Genomic DNA, 18,660 nt, shown 5'->3' on the forward strand with positions numbered 1-18,660 from the left:
CAAACGCAGCGCTGAAGCGACCAACGCTCAGGCAGGGACCTATTGGCTGAACGACCATGAAAACGGCATCGAGACTTCTCCAGATCATCGCGCTCAGCGCCTGTTTCGCCGCGCAGGTGCATGGCGCCTTCTCGATGCCGGGCGTACGGCAGGCTATGCGGACCATGGCGGGGTCGACTGGCCCGATGTTGGCCCCAATCAACATTTCCCTCGAAATGATGAAGTGAGCCTCAGGCGGCGAGCCCGCCGGCCTGGGTCTGCAAAAATGCCTCGCCGCAGGCTTTCGCCAGATTGCGCACCCGCAGGATGTAGCTCTGCCGCTCGGTCACCGAAATCACGCCGCGCGCGTCGAGCAGGTTGAAGACGTGGCTGGCCTTGATGCACTGGTCATAGGCCGGGAAGACCATGCGGTGCATCGGCAGATTGTCGTTCGAAGCCGGGGCGCCGGCCGCGAGCAGCGCCTTGCATTCGGCTTCGGCGTCCTCGAAATGCCTGAGCAGCATGGCGGTGTTGGCATATTCGAAATTGTGCCTGGAATATTCCTGCTCGGCCTGCAGGAAGACATCGCCATAGGTGACTTTTTCGGCGCCTTCTCGGCCATTGAAGTTGAGGTCGTAGACATTGTCGACGCCCTGCACATACATGGCCAGCCGCTCCAGGCCGTAGGTCAGTTCTCCCGCCACCGGCGCGCATTCGATGCCGCAGACCTGCTGGAAATAGGTGAACTGCGACACTTCCATGCCGTCGCACCAGCACTCCCAGCCGAGCCCCCAGGCGCCAAGCGTCGGGCTTGCCCAGTCGTCCTCGACGAAGCGAATGTCGTGCAGCAACGGATCGACGCCGATCGCCTTGAGCGAGCCGAGATAGAGCTCCTGCAGGTTCGGCGGGTTGGGCTTCAGGATCACCTGGTACTGGTAATAATGCTGCAGCCGGTTGGGGTTTTCGCCGTAGCGGCCGTCCTTGGGCCGGCGCGAGGGCTGGACGTAGGCGGCGTTCCAGCCCTTGGGCCCGAGCGCGCGCAGCGTGGTGGCCGGATGGAAGGTGCCGGCGCCGACTTCCATGTCGTAAGGCTGCAGGATGACGCAGCCATAGGCGGCCCAGTAATTGTGCAGGGTCAGGATCAGCCCCTGGAACGAGCGGCTGGGATGCATATGGGCTGGACTGTCTGACGTCACGGCGGCCTCGGAAAGCGCTGAAATGATGCCATTCCCTAGTTGCCGGGCCGGTAGGCGTCAAGGCAGCGCCTATCGCCGCCTTGATGAGAGGTTGAACGCTTTGCTTCGGACTGGCCCATTGCCGGACGGTGCCGGTGGCCGTTTGCTCGCCCAGCTTCAACGACAAAGGTTCAGCCATGCAAGGCCAGTTCACCGTACGCCCCGTCACCCGAGAGGATTACGAGCAATGGCTGCCGCTGTGGGACGGCTACAATGCGTTTTACGGCCGCTCGGGCGAGACCGCCTTGCCCGGTGACATCACTGCAATGACATGGTCGCGCTTCTTCGATGCCTATGAGCCGATGCATGCGCTGGTCGCCGAGAGCGAAGGCAAGCTTCTCGGCCTTGTCCACTATCTCTACCACCGCACCACGACGGCGATTTCGCCGAACTGCTATCTGCAGGATCTCTTCACCAATGAGGCGTCGCGCGGCAAGGGCGTCGGCCGGGCACTGATCGAAGACGTCTATACCAGGGCGCAAACCGCAGGCTCCAGCCGCGTCTACTGGCTGACACACGAAACCAACCACACGGCGATGAAGCTCTACGACAAGATCGGCGATCTCTCGGGGTTCGTCGTCTACCGAAAGCTGTTCTAGAATGAGCGCCAACGCTGGGTCTGCGCCGCGTCGCTTCGCTCCTTGCTCCGCCATAGAATGACGATCGCGATAGGGCGTCTCTATCTCTTTGTTTCTGTCGCAATTCCGAACGGAAAACCGCGCACACTTTCCTGGAATTGCTCTAAGACGCCAAGCCGAAAAAACGGGGCTCAGCGAGCCCCGTTTCATCAGAAGTATGGCCCGATCACCCCTTCGGCGCTGGCGGGGTGGCCGGCTTGACCTTCGGGGTTTCCTGCGCCGTGTTGGATTCGATCGGCGGCAGGCCCTTCATCAGCTTCTGCTGCAAAATGGCAAGCACATCGGGATCCGGCTTCAGGTCGCGCGCCTGATTCCACTGGAAAGTGGCTTCGAGCTTGCGGCCGACGCGCCAATAGGCATCGCCGAGATGGTCGTTGAGCACCGGATCTTCCGGCTTGAGCGACACGGCGCGCTCCATTTCGCGCACGGCGTCGTCGAATCGGCCCATGCGGAAATAGGCCCAGCCCAGCGAGTCGACGATGTAGCCGTCGCTCGGCCTGAGGTCGACGGCCTTCTGGATCATCGCCAGGCCTTCCTTGAGGTTCATGTTCATGTCGACCCAGGAATAGCCGAGATAGTTCAGCACCTGCGGTTGGTCGGGGAACAGCTCAAGCGCCTTGAGGAAGTTCGGTTCGGCCTTCGGCCATTCCTTCAGCCGCTCATAGGCGATGCCGCGCTGATAGTAGATGTTCCAGTTGGCATTGGTCGGCGTCTTCAGCACCGCGACCGCCTTGTCGTAGAGAGTGGCGGCGGAGCGGAAATCCTCCTTCGAGGCATAGACCCCGCCCAGCGCCAGATAGGCGCGCATGTCATCGGGGTGAGCTTCGACGAATGCTTTGAGATGGGCGATAGCCTCGTCGTGACGGTTGAGATCGGCAAGGTTGAGGCCGAGCTGCAGGTCGGAAAGCTCCTTCAGCGGCGAGGAGGCTGGAATGCGGCTATAGAGCGCAATGGCGCCTTCGCCGTCCTTCAGCTGCTCCGCAACGGCGGCAAGCTGCACCAAAGCGGCGTCGCTGTCGGGCTTGAGCGCGAGCGCATATTGCAGATAGAGGCGCACGAACGGCTCGCCGCCGCCGCGATTGAGCGCGATGGCGAGGTCGAGCAGGATTTCAGCGGCGCCTTCGGAGGGACTGGCGACGAAGGGCTCGATCTTGTCGCCCTTGCTGATCCTGTCGCGAAGCGCCTGGATGTCGAGCTTGCCGGGCGCGAACGCCTCGGCCTTGTCGAGCACGTAGAGCGCCTTGTTCTTGTTTCCCTTGCGCGCCAGGAAAGACGCGTAGGCCTGGGCGTTGCGCATCCATGTCTCGGGCGCGGCACCGCCGGCCGTGACGTCGGTCAGGGTCGCGTCATAAAGCGCGTCGGCCTTGTCCGATAGGCCTGCGGCATCGGCGATCAGCGCGCGGTGGAAGGACTTGAACAGGCCGAACCAGTCAGGCCCCTGCAGTTTGTCGATCGAGGCCATCGCCCCGGTGGGGTCGCCGGCGCCCTCTTGTGCCCAGCCGGACATGACGCCGGAAATCAGCCGGTCGAGATCGGATTCGAGCGACAGCTTGAGCCAGTACTGCGCCTTGGTGAAATCCTTCTTGTGGAAGGAATCGACCGCCAGAGCCAGACGCGAGAAGCGCTCGACGTCGGGAACTGCCTTGAGCTTGTCGGCATAGACCAGCGATTCCTCGAAGCGGCCTTGCGCGATCAGCGACAGCATCAGGCTTTGCTGCAGCGAGGTGTCGCCGGGATTGAAGGCGAGCGCCTGCTTGTAATAAGCGATGGCATTGTCGAGGTCGTTGTCGCCTTCGGCGATGCGGGCGGCGAGATAGGCGCCCGAGAAGGAGGTGATCTTGACCGGGTCGGTCGATTCCTTGGCGTAGGCAGGCAATGGAGAAATCGCCATCCCTGCCATAATTGCCAGCCCCGCGAGCCAGCGCGCACGTCCTTGCCGCATCGTATCCCTTTCAGCCAAGCGCCATCCCGCGTCGGCGCGGAGAAGCCATAGACTCGATGTTTCCTGACAAAGCATGGCCTTTTTGGGGTCAGGCTTCAATCCGGGCCGAATTCACAATCGGGTCACCCGATTAACAAACCATGGCGACGCAGACACTGTCGGTTCCGACAATAGCAGATCGGGGTTGGGAGCTACAGCCTGACATCGCGATATCCGCGTGCCGCTATCGTGCTGCACAGGCCGGCCCACTCGCAACCCTGGCAGGCCTCACGCGTCACACCGGCTGAAAAGGCCGCGCGCAAGGCGGCAAGCGTTGCCGCGTCGAGGCTGAAACGGACGCCCGCCTCGATGGGCCGGGCCAGCAGCTTGCCGACATCGCGTGCTGCCAGCTCGTCCCGGCCTGCGGCGCTTTCGCGCAAGCAGTGGGGCTCGGCCTCGCCGAGCAGCGGCCGACAGATGTCGTCGGGGCCGGAGACGATCAGAATATCCTCGCCCCGGCCCAGACGTTTCGCGATCACGTCATAGTTGGCGACGAAGGCTGCGCTGTACCCTTCGCCGATATAGGTCAGCAGGCAAAGCAGATGGTGGGAGCGCAGCCTGACGGTCATCGGTCTTAGGACGCGGTTGCGGAGCCTGTTCCATCCCGAAGATATCGGGATGGGGCTCCATCTTTTTGTTTGAGCATGATCTCTTCCGAAAACCGGACTCCACTTTTCGGGATCATGCTCCTGCCGGGTCCGCCTTACCGGAAAACAGCTTGAGCGTCGCGGCGCCGAGCGCCGATTTCAGCAGGCCGCCGACGAGGAAGGGCAAGAAGCCGAAGGTGATGGCCTGTTCGAGGCCGATCATGACGGCGAGCCAGGCCGTGCCGAGAACCAGGCAGGCGAGGTTGCCGAGGACCATGCCGGCGAAGGCGAGCAGCACGCGGTTGCCGTTCCAGCCGCGTTCGGCCAGCCAGCCGACCAGCGCGCCGACGACCGGGAAGGCGAAGAGATAACCGCCCGTTGCCCCGACGAAATACGACGCGCCCGCTGCCCCTCCGGACAGGACAGGAAAGCCCACGGCGCCCTCGGCGAGCCAGGCGATGATGGTCATGGCGCCAAGCCGCCAGCCATAAAGTGCGCCGACCAGCGTCACGGCGAAGGTCTGCATGGTGACCGGCACCGGCACCATCGGCACCTCGATCTGGGACAACAGCGCCAGAAACAGCGTACCGAGGACGATGGCCGCGGCCTGCCAGCTATGCGAGCGGGTTTGCAGGCGCAACGGGCTGAAGGACGGCTTGGACGGCGAAAAGGCGATGTCGGTCATGGCGGCTTCCCTGGCTGATTTGAAATTATAGATAATTTAGTTGTTCGATCTATTATCGAATTCATATTTGCGCGGGAATGGCAACCCTCGCCCCTAAAAAGGCTTGGGCTTGCGTGCCGAATAAAGGACATTTGGAAAGGCTGGCGGGACAGCACCCCCCTCTGGCCTGCCGGCCATCTTGCGGGGGAGATGTCCGGCAGGACAGAGGGGGTGTGAAGGATCGCTACGCGCGGAATCCGACGACTTGTCCCTTCGTCCCTACCCGACGATGGCAAACGCTTCGCGCATCTTGCCCGACGCGGTCTTGACTGGTTTCTGGCCGATCCACTGCACGTGCCGGCCAAGCGTGGCGGCGGCCGATTCGGTATTGCCCTGCCGCAGCGCGCTCAGGATCGCGCAATGATCCTGGTCGGTGCGGATTTCCCATTCCGAGCGCCATGCGGCGAACAGGAAGCGGGCGCTTGCGGCGTGCAAATCGTCGATGGTGGCGATGAGCCGCGGCATGCCGCAGGGCGCCAGGATCAGCCGGTGGAAGGTGCGGTTGGCCTCCTCCCAAGATCGGACATCGCGGGATTTGTCGCCGGCCTTTGTGGCTTCTTCGGCAAGGTTGAGAATGGAAGCCGTCAGATGCGGCGCGGCATGGCGCAGCGCCAGCACTTCAAGGGCTGCCCGCATTTCGGCGACTTCCCTTACCTCGCCGAGATCGAAAGCGGCGACGCGCACGCCCCGCCTGGGCTCACTGACCGCCAGCCCTTGCGCCTCCAGGCGCCGGAAGGCTTCGCGCACCGGGACATGGCTGGTCTGGAATTCCTCGGCGATGTGATCCTGCCGCAGCCGGGCGCCGGGTTCGATCGCGCCCGATATGATGCGATCCGCCAGCACCTTGCTGATGCGCACGGCGATGGTGTCGTCTGCGGTCTTTGCCATGTTTTATAGATAATTTGCACTGCTGCCGATTGTCGAGCGGTGATTGCCCGATTTTGCGTGCAAACTTGCTTTGGCGCCAGGCGCGGGTCAGTTCACCCGGCTGATGCAGAAGTCGATGACGTCGATGAGCGCCGATTTCTGCGGCGTCGCCTCCAGCGGTGCCAGCGCATCGCGGGCGATCTCGCCGAAATGGCGGGCCCGTCCGATGGTGTCGGCAATGGCGCCATGGCGGGTCATCAGGCCGATCGCCTTTTCCAGGCCGGCATCGTCGGTGACATTGTCCTCGATGGCGCGCTTCCAGAAGGTGCGCTCGGCCTTGGTGCCGCGCCGGTAGGCGAGGATGACCGGCAGCGTAACCTTGCCTTCGCGGAAATCGTCGCCGACATTCTTGCCCAGCTCCTGGCTGGAGCCGCCATAATCCAGCGCATCGTCGATGAGCTGGAAGGCAAGGCCGAGATTCATGCCGTAGGAGCGCAATGCGGCGCGATCGTTGCGCGTCGCCGATGCGATGACCGGGCCGACCTCGGCGGCAGCCGAGAACAGCGCCGCGGTCTTGGCCTTGATGACGGCGAAATGCTCGTCCTCGGTGGTATCGAGGTTCTTGGCTGCCGCCAGCTGCATCACCTCGCCCTCGGCGATGATCGAGGCGGCGCTGGACAGGATGTCGAGCGCTTCCAGCGAACCGACATCGACCATCATGCGAAAAGCCTGGCCGAGCAGGAAATCGCCGACCAGCACGCTCGCCTGGTTGCCCCAGATCATGCGGGCAGTCTTTTTGCCGCGCCGCATGCCGCTCTCGTCGACGACGTCGTCATGGAGCAGCGTGGCGGTGTGCATGAACTCGACCGCGGTGGCGAGCTTGACGTGGCCCTCGCCGGAATAGCCGAACATCTGGGCCGCCGCGAGCGTCAGCATGGGACGCAGCCTTTTGCCGCCCGACGAGATCAGATGATTGGCGACCTCCGGGATCATCTCGACGTCGGAGCCGGCCTTGGACAGGATCAGTTTGTTGACGCGCCCCATATCGGCTGCTGTCAGGTCGATGAGATCCTTGATGGAGGCGGGTTCCCGCTTCCCGTTTTCGATGTTGAGAACGACACCCACCAACAAACACTCCCGTCTTTGATCACGCGTGCGACGGCACCCTGGTCCCGCCTGGGACTCTAGGGCGGCACATACGGGCACGGCAAGAGGCGAATTGGCGCGGCTGCGGTGACGGCGTGTCAACCTTAGCGACCGCATGCCGTTGCCCGAAAACCGCTCCACACTTTCGGCGCCATGCTCCAGCGTTTACATCAACGCTGCAACCTGCGAACTTCGTCCGATGATAGAACTCGTGCGCACCAACGATGCCGTGATCATCTCCTTTGTCGAATCGCTGATGCGCGATGCCGGGATTGCCTGCTTCGTCGCCGACCAGAACATGAGCATTCTCGAAGGGTCGATCGGTCTTTTGCAGAAGCGCGTGATGGTCGATGCCGACCAGGCCGATCAGGCGCGGCGCATCTTGAAAGACGCCGGCATCGAGAACGAAATCCGCCAGACATAATGGCTGAAGCGAGCGCGCTTACCAGCGATACGCCGGCCCATACGGTCGATGCCTTCCATCGCGGCCGCTTCTGGCTTGTCCAGCCCAGGACAGGGCATCGCGCCGGGATGGATGCCATGATGCTGGCGGCAGCAGTTTCATCCGGCTTTTCTGGACGCCTCGCCGATTTCGGCGCCGGCGCCGGTGCGGCGGGTCTCGCCGTGCTGTCGCGCTGCCCAGAGGCGCAGGTCGTGCTCGTCGAACGGTCGACCGAGATGGCAGGCTTCGCCACAACCACGCTCGCCCATCCCGGCAATGCGCATCTCGGCAATCGCGCCTCGGTGCTGACCGCCGACGTCACGCTGTCGGGCCGGGCGCGGACGCAAGCCGGCCTTGCCGACAATTCCTTCGATTTCGTCATCATGAACCCGCCCTTCAACGCGGCGCAAGACCGTGCCACGCCAGATCCGCTGCGGCGGCAAGCGCATGTCATGGACGACGGGCTGTTCGAGAGCTGGATCCGAAGTGCGGCTGCCGTCGCCAAGCCGCGCGGGGGCCTGGCCGTCATTGCGCGGCCGGAACAGCTTGGCGACCTCCTCGATGCCCTGTCGGGCCGCTTCGGCGACGCCGAGATGCTGGCCGTGCATCCGCGCCCGGAAGCAGCCGCAATCCGCATTGTCGTCAGGGCAGCGCTCGGCGCGCGCGGCAAGCTGTCGATCCGCCCGCCTTTGATGCTGCATGGGCAAACGGGCGACGGCCCGTCGGAACGAACCGAGATGATCAACAACGGACTGGCGTCGCTGTTTGGCGATTGATTTGGGCCCGTCAGTGTCGTTGCCGCAAAACCGGCACACAGTTGGCTGAGATGGATTGCAGCATTGCCGTTGACCGGCAAATCCCTACATGCGTTGAAGCCATTTGGAGACAGCCACCTCGTGAAACGCCTTTTCAACCGCCTGCTGCCGAAATCCTGGCGATCCAGCGTCGTCACCATTCCCGTCATCAGGCTGCATGGCACCATCATGGCCGGCGGCGGCCCGTTCCGGCCGAGCCTCTCCTTGGCGTCCACCGCCGCCCTCATCGAAAAGGCGTTCCTGTTCGATGCGCCCGCCGTCGCCATTTCGATCAATTCGCCTGGCGGCTCGCCGGTGCAGTCGCGGCTGATCTTCAAGCGCATCCGCGACCTCGCGGTCGAGAAGAACAAGAAGGTGCTGGTCTTCGTCGAGGATGTGGCGGCCTCGGGCGGCTACATGATCGCGGTCGCCGGCGACGAGATCTTTGCCGATCCGTCCTCCATCGTCGGTTCGATTGGTGTCGTCTCGGCCTCGTTCGGCTTTCCCGAACTGATGAAGAAGATCGGTGTCGAGCGCCGTGTCCACACCGCCGGCCAGAACAAGGCGGTGCTCGACCCGTTCAAGCCGGAGAAGAGGGAAGACGTCGAGCGCCTGAAGGCGCTGCAGCTGGAAGTGCACGAGACCTTCATCGACCTGGTCAGGGAACGCCGTGGCACCAAGCTGAAGGACGATCCGGACCTGTTCACCGGCCTGTTCTGGACCGGCAAGAAAGGGCTGGAGCTTGGCCTCGTCGATGCGTTGAGCGACATGCGCACGGTACTGAAAACCCGCTTCGGCGCGAAAACCCAGCTCAGGCTGGTCACCGCGCCGCGTGGCCTGTTTGGCCGCATCGGCCTGTTCGGCTCGAACTTTTCAGCGCCCGATATTGCCGCCGCCGCCGCAAGCGGCGTGATCGATGCGGCGGAAGAGCGCGCATTGTGGGCGCGCTTCGGGCTTTGAAAAAGCAGGGAAAGCGTCTAGCATGAGGGCTTGACAGTCTGCCTTGCCGCCTTGCGAGGGAGGAGCTTTGAAATGCCACAGATCATTTTCTTCGCAGTTGTCGGCGCAGCCGCTTATTTCGGCTACCGCACCTTCGTCCGCGAGGCCGAACGTGTGACCGCCAAGGTGCGGCGCACCGAAAAGCAGGCAGCCAACGGCACCAACGGCACGCTGGTCCAGGATCCCAAGACCGGCGAATACCGCCTGGCCAAGGACTGAGCATCATCCCGTCAGCAGCCGACAGTTTGGATGCCGCAGCCCGGACGTGGCTTGCGCCCGCCAAGATAAATCTGGCGCTGCACGTCACCGGCAAGCGCGCCGACGGTTATCATCTGCTCGAGAGCCTGGTCGTTTTCACCCGCTTCGGCGACAGGGTCGAGATCGAGCCTGCCGACGCCGAGCGGTTCTCCGTATCGGGTCGTTACGCGACTTCCGTGCCGATCGACGACAGCAATCTGGTGGTGAAGGCGCGCGAGGCGCTGCGCAGGCAGGCCGGCCAGCAGAGCACGCCGCCGGTTGCCATCCGGCTGGAAAAGAACCTGCCGATCGCATCCGGCGTCGGCGGCGGCTCAAGCGACGCGGCCGCCGTTCTGCACGGTCTTGTCGGGACCTGGGGGCTCGACATCGGCGAGGCCGAACTGAGCCGGATCGGTCTCACGCTCGGCGCCGACGTGCCGATGTGTCTTGCGGCAAAACCGCTGGTTGCGCGTGGCGTCGGCGACGAGCTGTCGCTGGTGCCGGATTTTCCGGCGCTCGCTTTGGTGCTGGTCAATCCCGGCGTCGCTGTCTCGACGCCCGATGTGTTCAACGCACTTGAGAAACGCGACAATGAGGGATTGCCGCCGCTGCCGCGTGCATTTGACTTCCACAGTGTCCGCAACTGGTTGGAGATCACCCGCAACGATCTCGAACCGGCGGCGCAGGCGATCCAGCCGCCCATCGGCCGAGCGCTTTCCCTGCTGAACAGGGCCGGATCTGGATTCTCGCGCATGTCGGGATCCGGCGCGACATGCTTCGGGCTGTTCGAGACCGGCAATGTCGCCAAGCGCGCCGCCGCCGAGATTCGCAGTCGCGAACCGGAGTGGTTTGTCGCCGCGACACGAAGCATCGCTTCGGAGGGGGCCGATGGCCAAAATTGACGAGAGCCGGCCGTTCATCCCGGTGCGCATCGCGGTGCTGACGGTGTCCGATACGCGCAGCCTTGCCGACGACAAATCCGGCCAGACGCTGGCTGATCGCATCGCCGAGGCCGGCCATGTCCTGGCCGCGCGCGACATCGTCACCGACGACCGGGAGAAAATCCGCGACAAGGTGCTGGGCTGGTCGCGCGACGAAGACATCGATGTCGTCATCACCACCGGCGGCACCGGTTTTACCGGCCGCGACGTGACGCCGGAGGCGCTGGAGCCGATCTTCGAGAAGCGCATGGATGGCTTTTCCGAAGTGTTCCACCGCATTTCCTACGACAAGATCGGCACCTCGACAGTGCAGAGTCGGGCGACGGGCGGCGTCGTCAACGCCACCTTCGTCTTCGTGCTGCCGGGCTCGCCCGGCGCCTGCAGGGACGCCTGGGACGGCATCCTGAAACCGCAGCTCGACTACCGCCACATGCCCTGCAACTTCGTCGAGATCATGCCGCGCCTGGACGAGCATTTGCGGCGCGGCAAGGCCGCCTCGTAAACCAAGGCAAAGTGCCGGCCAAGTGCTGCCTTTGTCAGGCAGAATGGCGGCTGCGCCTTCGAGAGGTCATTTCCTCCGGGTCGTCGGGCGGATAGTCTGTCGCCAAGTCAAGACGGAAGAGATCCAATGAGCGCGCACCGCGGCGGCTGCCATTGCGGCAACATCCACCTGACATTCGAAACCGGAATCGTGCCGTCCGAGATGGAGATCCGCGCCTGCCAATGCGCCTTCTGCGTCCGGCATGGCTCACGCGCCGCCGCCGATCCGCAGGGGCGATTGATCGTCGCGGTCGAGGACGAGGCCCGGCTGCACCGATACCGGTTCGGATTGCGCACGGCCGATTATCTCATCTGCCGGGACTGCGGCGTCTATGCCGCTGCTGTGACCACCGACGGCGAACCGAGAGCGATCGTCATCGTCAATGCGCTGGATGACCGGCCGCGGTTCAACCGCGAGCCGGTCCCAATGGACTATGATGCCGAGAACAAAGAGGGTCGCATTGCCCGGCGGCAAGCGCGCTGGATGCCGGTCGAGATCCGCTCCGGCCTCAGCGGATGACCGGTTCGCCGTGGAAGCGGCGGCGCGAGGGCGGCGAGACGCCGAAGCCGACCTCCATCATCAGCCGTGGCGTGGTGGACGGCACGGTGCCCATGTGGAAGCCGAACGGGTCCTCGACGAAGCCGAGGCCGGCCTCGCCGGTCAGCGTGACCGGGCTGTCGTCGCCATAGACCTTGAGCACGTCTTGCGCCGGATGGCCGACCAGCAGCGTCAACTGGTGCTTGAGGCTGCGCCTGTTGTGGCTGCCTTTGACATAGACATGCGGGCCGGTGCCGGCATCGCAGGGCTTGAGATAGAAGAAGAATTTCAGCATCCGCCAGTCGTCGAGATCGAAATGATATTTGCCGAGCGAGGCAAGGTTCTTGTCGGCGTCGGAAGCCTCGCCGGTCGGAAAGCTCCACCAGACACGCGTGGTGATCAGCTTTGCCTGCCCGCCCAGATAGTGCTGGGCGATGTCGAGCAGCAGCGGGTCGTTCTGGATGGCGAGTGCCGCCTTGCAGCCGAGGATGCGCTCGAAATAGTGTCCGCTGAGCAAAGAGCGGCCGAACCGCTTCTCGGCTTCTGCGTGTTCTCCGGGCATGAATTCGAGCCGGCGGTCGAAATTGCCGAAGCACGGCGTGCTCTGAGCAAAGCTGGCGATCTCTTCGTGGATTGCCTGCGGAAGGACCAGTCCGGAGAACAGGCCATCGGTGCGCAGCGCCGCGACGATCGACTTGAGGTCGACGCCCCTGAACATCGTCGCTCCGGCACTCTGCGCGGGGCGCGCGGCTTTGGCGCCAAGCCAGTGCAGCTTGCGCGCCGGCATGGTGCGGGCAAGCACGAACATCGGCAGCCATGCGGGATTTTCGCGCAGGTCGGACAGATAGGTCGGGATACGCACCGCAATGCGGCGGAGCAGGCTGCCGTTGCGGGCAACGGCTTCCAGACTGGGGGCGCCGGATTTGTCAGGGGACGAAAGGTTCATCGGGGTCCTCAGATATGAACGGCAGCAACGACGACGCGGCGCTTGCTTACCGCTCCGGCACTACCCAAACCCCGATATCCCGCATCAACGGAATGCTAATCCCGCGTCAGCTTTTGTGCAATGCACAATAGGTTTTTGCGGCGAAAAAGCCGGACGGCGCAGCGGACAGTGTCAATTCCGGGGGGACGCCGACGCTGCCCCTCATCCGCCCTTCGGGCACCCTTCTCCCTGGGAACGGGGAGCGGGGAGAAACATCACTTCTTCGGCGCCAGCCAGATTTCGGCGTCGAGCCGCCTGGTGGCGAGACCGCGCGCAAGGGCTTCGGCGCTGTGCGCGTTCTTCGACAGGGCAGCGGCCTGGCGCTTGCTGATGACCAGCCCTTCGGCCAGCGCCCGGTTGCCCGAAAACACCCGTGACAGGAACGGCGTGCGGCTGCCGCGCGCACGGGAAAAGCGCGCCGGCATGGTTTGCCGCGCCGTGTGAGCGACAACGTCGTCGATCCAGCCCTCCGCCAGCCTTGCGCCGGGTTCCAGAAACAGCAGCCAGTCACCCTTCGCCTGCCTGATTCCCGCGGCAATGCCGCCGGCCACGAAGTGGCAGCCGGCATGATCGGCAACCCGATGCGTCTGGTCGGTCGAGCCGGTGTCGCAGACGATGACATCGCGCACCACGCCCTCGACCGCGCCGCCGATCAACGAGGCGAGCGTGCGGGCAAGGCCTTCTTCGTCATCCCGGGTTTCGATGAGAACGCTGAGCATTTTTAGCCGAATAGCGGAAAGCCCGGCGCAGCGCCAGTTGTGCATGGCCCAACGAAAAAGTTCTTGCTTTGTTCTCATCAGCGAAATAGGATTATTTTCATGAACAGAGCGATTCGACAGCCAGCCGACAGTCCTTGGGAAAGGGCCAAAATGGAACATATCGTGCGTGCGGACATTGCTGCTTTCGGAGCAGGGCGAGCCGAGATGGCCAATGCGATGATCGAACAGAGCGGCATGCGCGTCCGTCCGGATCGCAACCGCGGCCGTTCCGCCGGCATCAACCCATCCGGCCGGTTCGAGCCGGTCAGCCGGCATGTGTTCGACGACGGCTGGAATTCGCTGGAGGAATTGCCGCCGTTCAAGACCGAAGTGCAGGTCGAGAAGCCGCGCACCATCATCACCCGCAACGAATCGCCCGACATTTCCTTCGACCGCTCGATCAACCCCTATCGCGGCTGCGAGCATGGCTGTGTCTATTGTTTCGCCCGGCCGACGCATTCCTTCATGGGCCTGTCGCCGGGGCTGGATTTCGAAGCGAAGCTGTTTGCCAAGCCGGATGCGGCGCGGCTGCTCGACAAGGAACTGTCGAAGGATGGCTATCAGCCGCGCACCATCGCGATCGGCACCAACACCGATCCCTACCAGCCGATCGAGAAACAATACCGGATTATGCGCGAGATCCTCGAAGTGCTGGAGGCGCGCGGCCATCCGGTCGGCATCGTCACCAAATCCCATCTGGTGACGCGCGACATCGACATCTTGTCGCGCATGGCCGAACGGGGCTTGGCCAAGGTGGCGCTGTCGGTGACGACGATGGACCGCATGCTGGCGCGCACCATGGAGCCACGCGCGTCGACGGCGACCAAGCGGCTTGAGGCAATCCGGCAGCTTTCCGATGCCGGCATCCCGGCCTCTGTCATGGTGGCGCCGATCATTCCCGGCCTGACCGACCAGGAGATGGAGCGCATCCTCGATTCGGCACGCGCCGCAGGCGCCCGCGAGGCCGGCTATGTCATCCTGCGCCTGCCGCTCGAGGTGGCGCCGATCTTCAAGGACTGGCTGCTGCGCCATTATCCCGACCGCTACCGGCACGTGATGTCGCTGATCCGTTCGATGCGCGACGGCAAGGACTATGATTCGGAATGGGGCAAGCGGATGAAAGGCGCCGGCCCCTATGCCTGGCAGATCGGCCGGCGCTTCGAGATCACGGCCAAGCGGCTCGGCCTCAACGCCGAGCGGCGCACGCTCCGAACCGACCAGTTTGTCGCCGCCGCCAAGGCGACCGAGCAGCTGATGCTGCTCTGAGAGTAGCGCCTGCCCTGCCCTCGTGGTTGGCAGGCGACCCACGAATCCCGTCCGGCCTGTCCCCCGGCCTGCAGACGGTGCCCTCCCGGTCTTGCCCCACTCGACCCTGGAGGGACTTGCGGAGAATCGGAGCCGATGCGAACCTCGCCGCAACATGGCTCGCGCGCGTTCCGATTCTCCGCTTCTTTTCGAAATCGTCGAAAAGCCCGACTTCTCCTTCGAGACGAAGGCTATGGCTGAAGGCCTGTGGCCGGTGGCAGGCATGGACGAGGCCGGCCGCGGTCCGCTGGCGGGGCCGGTGGTGGCGGCGGCGGTGATCCTCGATCCCGCCAACATTCCCGACGGGCTAGACGATTCCAAACGGCTCAACCATTTGCAGCGCGAGGCGCTGTTCCTGAAAATCCTGGGGTCAGCGCTCGGCGTGTCGATCGCCTCGGTCAGCGCCGAAGGCATTGACGGCAGCAACATCCTCAAGGCCAGCCTGGAAGCCATGCGCCGCGCCCTTGCCGGCCTGCCGATCCAGGCGAAGCTGGCGCTGGCCGATGGCCGCGATGTACCGCCGGGCCTCCTCTGCGAAGGCCGCGCGCTGATCAAGGGCGACCAGCGCTCGCAATCGATCGCCGCCGCCTCGATCGTCGCCAAGGTGATGCGCGACCGCATGATGTGCGGCTGCGGCAGCCATCACGAGCGCTACGGGTTCGAGGTCCATATGGGCTACGCCACCGTGCGGCACCGCACCGCGATCGAAGCGCATGGGCCGGTGGCAAGGCTGCACCGGGCGTCATTCGCGCCGTTCAGGCTGGGTGGGGTTGAGGTGGTTGAGGAAGAAGGGTTTGTCGGGTTGGACAGCTAAATCTCCCCCCTTGAGGGGGAGATGGCCGGCAGGCCAGAGGGGGTCACCGCGCGTGAAGCGCTAGCCCTTCTTGGTCGCAGAAAGAGCGTCGCGCCTGGTCGAACGGACCCCCTCTGTCGCCTTTGGCGACATCTCCCCCTTGAGGGGGGAGATCAGGCGCACCACCGCCTTCGCCAATCTCCGTCGCCGCTCAACAAAAAAGCCGCCAGGTTGCCCGGGCGGCTTGATGTCAGCGAGTTAACCCCGCTCAGTTCAGCCTGGCCTTCACGTCCTGCAGCGCGGACTTGAAAAGATCCGCGCCGGCCTTGGCGTCGATCTTGCCGGCGAGCAGCGTGCGGGCCGCCTCGACGGCGATGTCGACGGCGCTGGCGCGCACTTCGGCGACGGCTTCGCGCTCTGCCTGGCCGATCTTCTGCTCGGCAAGCGCAGTGCGACGGGTGACATAGTCTTCGGTCTTCTTGTGCGCCTCGGCGGCAAGCATGTCGGCCTCGCGCTTGGCGGCAGCGACGATGGCTGCGGCCTCCTGCTCTGCTTCCTTGCGCTTCTTCTGGTATTGGCCGAGCAGTTGCTGGGCCTCTTCGCGCAACCGGCGGGCTTCCGCAAGCTCGTCGCTGATCTTGGTCGCGCGGGCGTCGAGCGACTTGGCGATCAAGCCCGGCACCTTGATGTAAACGGCAACGCCGAGGAAAATGACGAGGGCAACCGTTGCCCAGAGCGTTGCGAGAGATGTGGCGTCCATGATGTGCTCCTCACCGGGCCACGGATTTGACCGCAGCCGAGATCTCGGCCTTGCTGGTCTTGCCGCCGACAAGCGCATCGACGATGGCTGAAGCGGTGTCCTCGGCAATCGTGCCGACTTCCTTCATGGCGTTGGCCTTGATGGAAGCAATGCTGGCCTCGGCCTCGCCGAGCTTCTTGTCGAGGGCGGCCTCGACCTTCTTGCGGGCAGCCTCGGCTTCAGCCTTGGCAGCGTCGTTGGCCTGCTGGCCGATCGCGTTGGCCTTGGCCTTGGCTTCCGCCAGTTCCTGCTCGTAAGCGGCAACGGCCGCGTCGGCCTCGCCCTTCAGCCTGGCGGCCTGGTCGAGGTCCTGCGTGATGCGATCGCTGCGGACGTCGATGATGCCGCCAAGGCGCGGCATCACCACCTTCTTCAGGAACAGATAGAACAGCCCGAACGTGATCGCCAGCCACAGAAGCTGGGACGGAAACGTCGCCGGATCGAATGGCGGGAACGTGCCGTGCGCCTCGGCAGGCACGCCGGTGCCGGAATGCGTGCCGCCTTCCGTACCGGTATGGGCGCCTTCAGCGGCGGGTGCGGACTCTTGCGCAAACGCAGATGTCACGAACATGGACTATCCCCTGATATCAGGCATGGCCGCAGGAATGCGGCCAGCCAATTCTTCCCAATGCTCGTCCGACCAATAATTGGCCGAACAGGGGCTCAGCCGAACAGGGCGAGAAGCGCGATGAGAAGCGAGAAAATGCCCAGAGCTTCGGTCACGGCGAAGCCGAAAATCAGGCGGCCGAACTGGCCATCGGCGGCCGACGGATTGCGCAGGGCGCCCGCCAGGTAGCTGCCGAAGATGTTGCCGAGGCCAATGCCCGCGCCGCCCATGCCCAGGCAAGCGATACCGGCGCCGATGTACTTTGCTGCTTCTGCGTCCATTTTAAACTCCTTTGGATCTGTAATTCGTTGCAATTCCATCCGGCGAAAGATGCCGGAAATTCTAGGTCAGTGCCCGGGATGCAGGGCGTCGTTCAGATACATGCAGGTCAGCACCGCAAAGACGTAGGCCTGCAGGAAAGCGACCAGCAATTCCAGCGCGGTCAGCGCGACTGCCATGGCCAGCGGCAACACCGAACCGGCAACGCCGACGGCGCCGAGCGCGCTCAGGCTGACGACGAAGCCCGAAAACACCTTCAGTGTGATGTGGCCGGCCAGCATGTTGGCGAACAGACGAACCGAGAGGCTGACCGGGCGCGACACGAAGGAGATCACTTCGATCAGCACCACCAGTGGCAGCAGGAACACCGGAACGCCATGCGGCACGAAGAGCTTGAGGAAACCCAGACCGTGCTTCGTGAAGCCGTAGACAACGACGGTTCCGATCACCAGGGCTGCGAGGCCGAAGGTGACGATGATGTGGCTGGTGACGGTGAAGAAGTACGGGAAAAGGCCAAGCAGGTTGGCGACCAGTACGAACATGAACAACGAGAACACGAAGGGAAAGAACTTCATGCCCTGCGTTCCGGCGGCGTCGCGCAGCATGTTGGAGACGAACTCGTAGCCCATTTCCGAAACCGACTGCAGGCGCCCGGGAACAAGGCTGCGGCTCGAGGTCGAGAGGTACAGAAACGCCGATGCGACGAGCACGGTCGCGACCATGAACAGGGACGAATTGGTGAAGGACAGGTCATAGCCGCCGATGTTGATCGGAATCAGCTTGACGATATGGAACTGGTGGATCGGATCGACCTTGTCAGCAGCCATTTACATCCCCGTCAAAGCCGCGAACGGCCTTAAGTGTCCTTGTGCGCCGTTGGCGGCGCCATTTCATTCTTTCGGATCGTGCGACTTCTCGCTTTTTCCGAATTCCGCCACAACACCTGACGAACGCAGGACATTGAGCACGCCGGCGCCAAAGCCCAGCAACAAGCCGACGACCAGACCCCATGGCGAGGTTCCCGCCACACGATCCAGAAACCAGCCAAGGCCCACACCCACCACTATCCCGGCGATGAACTCGCTGGACAGCTTGAGCGCCTGGCCATATCCGGCCGTCGCCTTCGCGCCGTCATTCCCCTCGAGCTGATCCGGCCGTCTTGTCGCAAGCGATGCTCCAAGCTCACGCCGGCGGCGTTCGAGATCTTCGTCGCGGATGTCGGCCTCGTGCTTGCTGCCGCGGCCGGTTTCTCCGGTTCCGTCTGGCCCGTTCTTGTCGGCCATCGTAACCCCCCTGCCCGGTCAGACCGTCGCCGTCCGTCCGCTTCTAAAGTCGCCGGCAACATAGTTAGAGGGTTTGCGCCCGTCAAGCCACGGGCGGGACTTCAAAGCCATGTATTTTTTCTATTGGAATCAACCACTTGGCGAGGTGCGACATCGTGCCCGGCACTATCGGGTCGGCACATGCCCCGAATCCGTCCGGCGAC

Annotated in this window: 23 protein-coding genes; 10 read left to right on the forward strand and 13 right to left on the reverse strand. The window is 63.8% G+C overall.

Going from position 1 to position 18,660, the window contains the following annotated elements; all coding sequences use genetic code 11:
- Positions 1–230: 230 nt before the first annotated feature.
- Complete coding sequence (locus NKL06_RS07375) at positions 231–1,175, reverse strand: glycine--tRNA ligase subunit alpha (RefSeq protein WP_023687115.1); 945 nt, start codon at positions 1,173–1,175, stop codon at positions 231–233.
- A 176-nt stretch (positions 1,176–1,351) separates the two neighbouring features.
- On the opposite strand from NKL06_RS07375, the gene NKL06_RS07380 reads away from it, so the two are divergent.
- Complete coding sequence (locus tag NKL06_RS07380) at positions 1,352–1,813, forward strand: GNAT family N-acetyltransferase (RefSeq protein WP_023687114.1); 462 nt, start codon at positions 1,352–1,354, stop codon at positions 1,811–1,813.
- 205 nt (positions 1,814–2,018) lie between these two features.
- Here the strand turns inward: NKL06_RS07380 and NKL06_RS07385 are convergent, their stop codons facing one another.
- The 5 genes from NKL06_RS07385 to NKL06_RS07405 form a co-directional block, all read right to left on the reverse strand.
- Positions 2,019–3,794 carry a tetratricopeptide repeat protein gene (locus NKL06_RS07385; RefSeq protein WP_023692102.1) on the reverse strand — a complete coding sequence of 592 codons (1,776 nt, stop codon included), beginning with the start codon at positions 3,792–3,794 and terminating at the stop codon, positions 2,019–2,021.
- Between the two features lie 191 nt (positions 3,795–3,985).
- On the reverse strand, positions 3,986–4,402 hold the full coding sequence (locus tag NKL06_RS07390; protein WP_023692103.1) for a DUF1284 domain-containing protein: 417 nt from the start codon (positions 4,400–4,402) through the stop codon (positions 3,986–3,988).
- A 112-nt stretch (positions 4,403–4,514) separates the two neighbouring features.
- The gene (locus NKL06_RS07395) at positions 4,515–5,105 is read right to left on the reverse strand and encodes a biotin transporter BioY (protein WP_023692104.1); all 591 of its coding nucleotides are present in this window, start codon (positions 5,103–5,105) and stop codon (positions 4,515–4,517) included.
- A 258-nt stretch (positions 5,106–5,363) separates the two neighbouring features.
- Positions 5,364–6,032 (reverse strand): GntR family transcriptional regulator, encoded by a 669-nt coding sequence (locus tag NKL06_RS07400; protein ID WP_023692105.1) that lies wholly within the window; start codon positions 6,030–6,032, stop codon positions 5,364–5,366.
- 87 nt (positions 6,033–6,119) lie between these two features.
- Entirely contained in the window at positions 6,120–7,136 is a 1,017-nt protein-coding gene (locus NKL06_RS07405) for a polyprenyl synthetase family protein (RefSeq protein ID WP_023668471.1), read from the reverse strand.
- 220 nt (positions 7,137–7,356) lie between these two features.
- On the opposite strand from NKL06_RS07405, the gene NKL06_RS07410 reads away from it, so the two are divergent.
- The 7 genes from NKL06_RS07410 to NKL06_RS07440 all read left to right on the forward strand — a co-directional run bounded on the left by NKL06_RS07410 (position 7,357) and on the right by NKL06_RS07440 (position 11,630).
- Entirely contained in the window at positions 7,357–7,581 is a 225-nt protein-coding gene (locus NKL06_RS07410; protein WP_023692106.1) for a putative signal transducing protein, read from the forward strand.
- Positions 7,581–8,375 (forward strand): tRNA1(Val) (adenine(37)-N6)-methyltransferase, encoded by a 795-nt coding sequence (locus NKL06_RS07415; protein WP_023807504.1) that lies wholly within the window; start codon positions 7,581–7,583, stop codon positions 8,373–8,375. Before NKL06_RS07410 ends, NKL06_RS07415 begins: the two co-directional genes overlap by 1 nt.
- Positions 8,376–8,495: 120 nt before the next feature.
- Positions 8,496–9,353 carry a S49 family peptidase gene (locus NKL06_RS07420; protein WP_023668474.1) on the forward strand — a complete coding sequence of 286 codons (858 nt, stop codon included), beginning with the start codon at positions 8,496–8,498 and terminating at the stop codon, positions 9,351–9,353.
- Positions 9,354–9,425: 72 nt separating this feature from the next.
- Positions 9,426–9,611: a membrane protein gene (locus NKL06_RS07425; RefSeq protein ID WP_023668475.1), complete on the forward strand. Its 186-nt coding sequence runs from the start codon at positions 9,426–9,428 to the stop codon at positions 9,609–9,611.
- Between the two features lie 26 nt (positions 9,612–9,637).
- The gene (locus NKL06_RS07430; RefSeq protein WP_023692107.1) at positions 9,638–10,531 is read left to right on the forward strand and encodes a 4-(cytidine 5'-diphospho)-2-C-methyl-D-erythritol kinase; all 894 of its coding nucleotides are present in this window, start codon (positions 9,638–9,640) and stop codon (positions 10,529–10,531) included.
- The gene (moaB, locus tag NKL06_RS07435; RefSeq protein WP_023692108.1) at positions 10,518–11,072 is read left to right on the forward strand and encodes a molybdenum cofactor biosynthesis protein B; all 555 of its coding nucleotides are present in this window, start codon (positions 10,518–10,520) and stop codon (positions 11,070–11,072) included. Before NKL06_RS07430 ends, moaB begins: the two co-directional genes overlap by 14 nt.
- 126 nt (positions 11,073–11,198) lie before the next feature.
- The gene (locus tag NKL06_RS07440; RefSeq protein ID WP_023692109.1) at positions 11,199–11,630 is read left to right on the forward strand and encodes a GFA family protein; all 432 of its coding nucleotides are present in this window, start codon (positions 11,199–11,201) and stop codon (positions 11,628–11,630) included.
- Here NKL06_RS07440 and NKL06_RS07445 read toward each other — a convergent pair.
- Complete coding sequence (locus NKL06_RS07445; protein WP_023692110.1) at positions 11,620–12,594, reverse strand: hypothetical protein; 975 nt, start codon at positions 12,592–12,594, stop codon at positions 11,620–11,622. The two genes, NKL06_RS07440 and NKL06_RS07445, sit on opposite strands and share 11 nt — an antisense overlap.
- Positions 12,595–12,848: 254 nt before the next feature.
- Complete coding sequence (locus NKL06_RS07450; RefSeq protein ID WP_023684377.1) at positions 12,849–13,352, reverse strand: glycosyltransferase; 504 nt, start codon at positions 13,350–13,352, stop codon at positions 12,849–12,851.
- A 150-nt stretch (positions 13,353–13,502) separates the two neighbouring features.
- On the opposite strand from NKL06_RS07450, the gene NKL06_RS07455 reads away from it, so the two are divergent.
- Together NKL06_RS07455 and rnhB are read left to right on the forward strand one after the other, a co-directional pair.
- A complete protein-coding gene (locus tag NKL06_RS07455; RefSeq protein ID WP_023692111.1) occupies positions 13,503–14,657 on the forward strand; it encodes a PA0069 family radical SAM protein in 1,155 nt (384 codons plus the stop codon).
- Positions 14,658–14,811: 154 nt separating this feature from the next.
- Entirely contained in the window at positions 14,812–15,510 is a 699-nt protein-coding gene (gene rnhB, locus NKL06_RS07460) for a ribonuclease HII (protein ID WP_023692112.1), read from the forward strand.
- Positions 15,511–15,757: 247 nt separating this feature from the next.
- On the opposite strand, the gene NKL06_RS07465 is transcribed toward rnhB, so the two are convergent.
- The 5 genes from NKL06_RS07465 to NKL06_RS07485 form a co-directional block, all read right to left on the reverse strand.
- Positions 15,758–16,249, reverse strand: a complete 492-nt coding sequence (locus NKL06_RS07465) for a F0F1 ATP synthase subunit B (RefSeq protein WP_023668483.1) — start codon at positions 16,247–16,249, stop codon at positions 15,758–15,760.
- Positions 16,250–16,259: 10 nt separating this feature from the next.
- Complete coding sequence (locus NKL06_RS07470; RefSeq protein WP_023692113.1) at positions 16,260–16,859, reverse strand: F0F1 ATP synthase subunit B; 600 nt, start codon at positions 16,857–16,859, stop codon at positions 16,260–16,262.
- Between the two features lie 92 nt (positions 16,860–16,951).
- Positions 16,952–17,176, reverse strand: coding sequence for a F0F1 ATP synthase subunit C (locus NKL06_RS07475; protein WP_006206606.1), 225 nt, complete (start codon positions 17,174–17,176; stop codon positions 16,952–16,954).
- A gap of 66 nt (positions 17,177–17,242) precedes the next feature.
- On the reverse strand, positions 17,243–18,001 hold the full coding sequence (locus NKL06_RS07480; protein ID WP_023668485.1) for a F0F1 ATP synthase subunit A: 759 nt from the start codon (positions 17,999–18,001) through the stop codon (positions 17,243–17,245).
- A gap of 63 nt (positions 18,002–18,064) precedes the next feature.
- On the reverse strand, positions 18,065–18,457 hold the full coding sequence (locus tag NKL06_RS07485) for an AtpZ/AtpI family protein (protein WP_023668486.1): 393 nt from the start codon (positions 18,455–18,457) through the stop codon (positions 18,065–18,067).
- Between the last annotated feature and the right edge of the window lie 203 nt (positions 18,458–18,660).

It is taken from the genome of Mesorhizobium sp. C268A, assembly GCF_040324475.1.
Lineage (GTDB): Bacteria > Pseudomonadota > Alphaproteobacteria > Rhizobiales > Rhizobiaceae > Mesorhizobium.

What these genes read in the sequence shown, in the direction of transcription:
- NKL06_RS07455 (WP_023692111.1), top strand. Translation starts at nt 13,503, where the DNA reads ATGGAACATATCGTGCGTGCGGACATTGCTGCTTTCGGAGCAGGGCGA.
- NKL06_RS07395 (WP_023692104.1), bottom strand. Translation starts at nt 5,105, where the DNA reads ATGACCGACATCGCCTTTTCGCCGTCCAAGCCGTCCTTCAGCCCGTTG.
- NKL06_RS07445 (WP_023692110.1), bottom strand. Translation starts at nt 12,594, where the DNA reads ATGAACCTTTCGTCCCCTGACAAATCCGGCGCCCCCAGTCTGGAAGCC.
- NKL06_RS07385 (WP_023692102.1), bottom strand. Translation starts at nt 3,794, where the DNA reads ATGCGGCAAGGACGTGCGCGCTGGCTCGCGGGGCTGGCAATTATGGCA.
- NKL06_RS07470 (WP_023692113.1), bottom strand. Translation starts at nt 16,859, where the DNA reads ATGTTCGTGACATCTGCGTTTGCGCAAGAGTCCGCACCCGCCGCTGAA.
- NKL06_RS07450 (WP_023684377.1), bottom strand. Translation starts at nt 13,352, where the DNA reads ATGCTCAGCGTTCTCATCGAAACCCGGGATGACGAAGAAGGCCTTGCC.
- NKL06_RS07410 (WP_023692106.1), top strand. Translation starts at nt 7,357, where the DNA reads ATGATAGAACTCGTGCGCACCAACGATGCCGTGATCATCTCCTTTGTC.
- NKL06_RS07480 (WP_023668485.1), bottom strand. Translation starts at nt 18,001, where the DNA reads ATGGCTGCTGACAAGGTCGATCCGATCCACCAGTTCCATATCGTCAAG.
- NKL06_RS07485 (WP_023668486.1), bottom strand. Translation starts at nt 18,457, where the DNA reads ATGGCCGACAAGAACGGGCCAGACGGAACCGGAGAAACCGGCCGCGGC.
- rnhB (WP_023692112.1), top strand. Translation starts at nt 14,812, where the DNA reads ATGGCTCGCGCGCGTTCCGATTCTCCGCTTCTTTTCGAAATCGTCGAA.
- NKL06_RS07475 (WP_006206606.1), bottom strand. Translation starts at nt 17,176, where the DNA reads ATGGACGCAGAAGCAGCAAAGTACATCGGCGCCGGTATCGCTTGCCTG.
- NKL06_RS07390 (WP_023692103.1), bottom strand. Translation starts at nt 4,402, where the DNA reads ATGACCGTCAGGCTGCGCTCCCACCATCTGCTTTGCCTGCTGACCTAT.
- NKL06_RS07425 (WP_023668475.1), top strand. Translation starts at nt 9,426, where the DNA reads ATGCCACAGATCATTTTCTTCGCAGTTGTCGGCGCAGCCGCTTATTTC.
- NKL06_RS07380 (WP_023687114.1), top strand. Translation starts at nt 1,352, where the DNA reads ATGCAAGGCCAGTTCACCGTACGCCCCGTCACCCGAGAGGATTACGAG.
- NKL06_RS07415 (WP_023807504.1), top strand. Translation starts at nt 7,581, where the DNA reads ATGGCTGAAGCGAGCGCGCTTACCAGCGATACGCCGGCCCATACGGTC.
- NKL06_RS07440 (WP_023692109.1), top strand. Translation starts at nt 11,199, where the DNA reads ATGAGCGCGCACCGCGGCGGCTGCCATTGCGGCAACATCCACCTGACA.
- moaB (WP_023692108.1), top strand. Translation starts at nt 10,518, where the DNA reads ATGGCCAAAATTGACGAGAGCCGGCCGTTCATCCCGGTGCGCATCGCG.
- NKL06_RS07465 (WP_023668483.1), bottom strand. Translation starts at nt 16,249, where the DNA reads ATGGACGCCACATCTCTCGCAACGCTCTGGGCAACGGTTGCCCTCGTC.
- NKL06_RS07400 (WP_023692105.1), bottom strand. Translation starts at nt 6,032, where the DNA reads ATGGCAAAGACCGCAGACGACACCATCGCCGTGCGCATCAGCAAGGTG.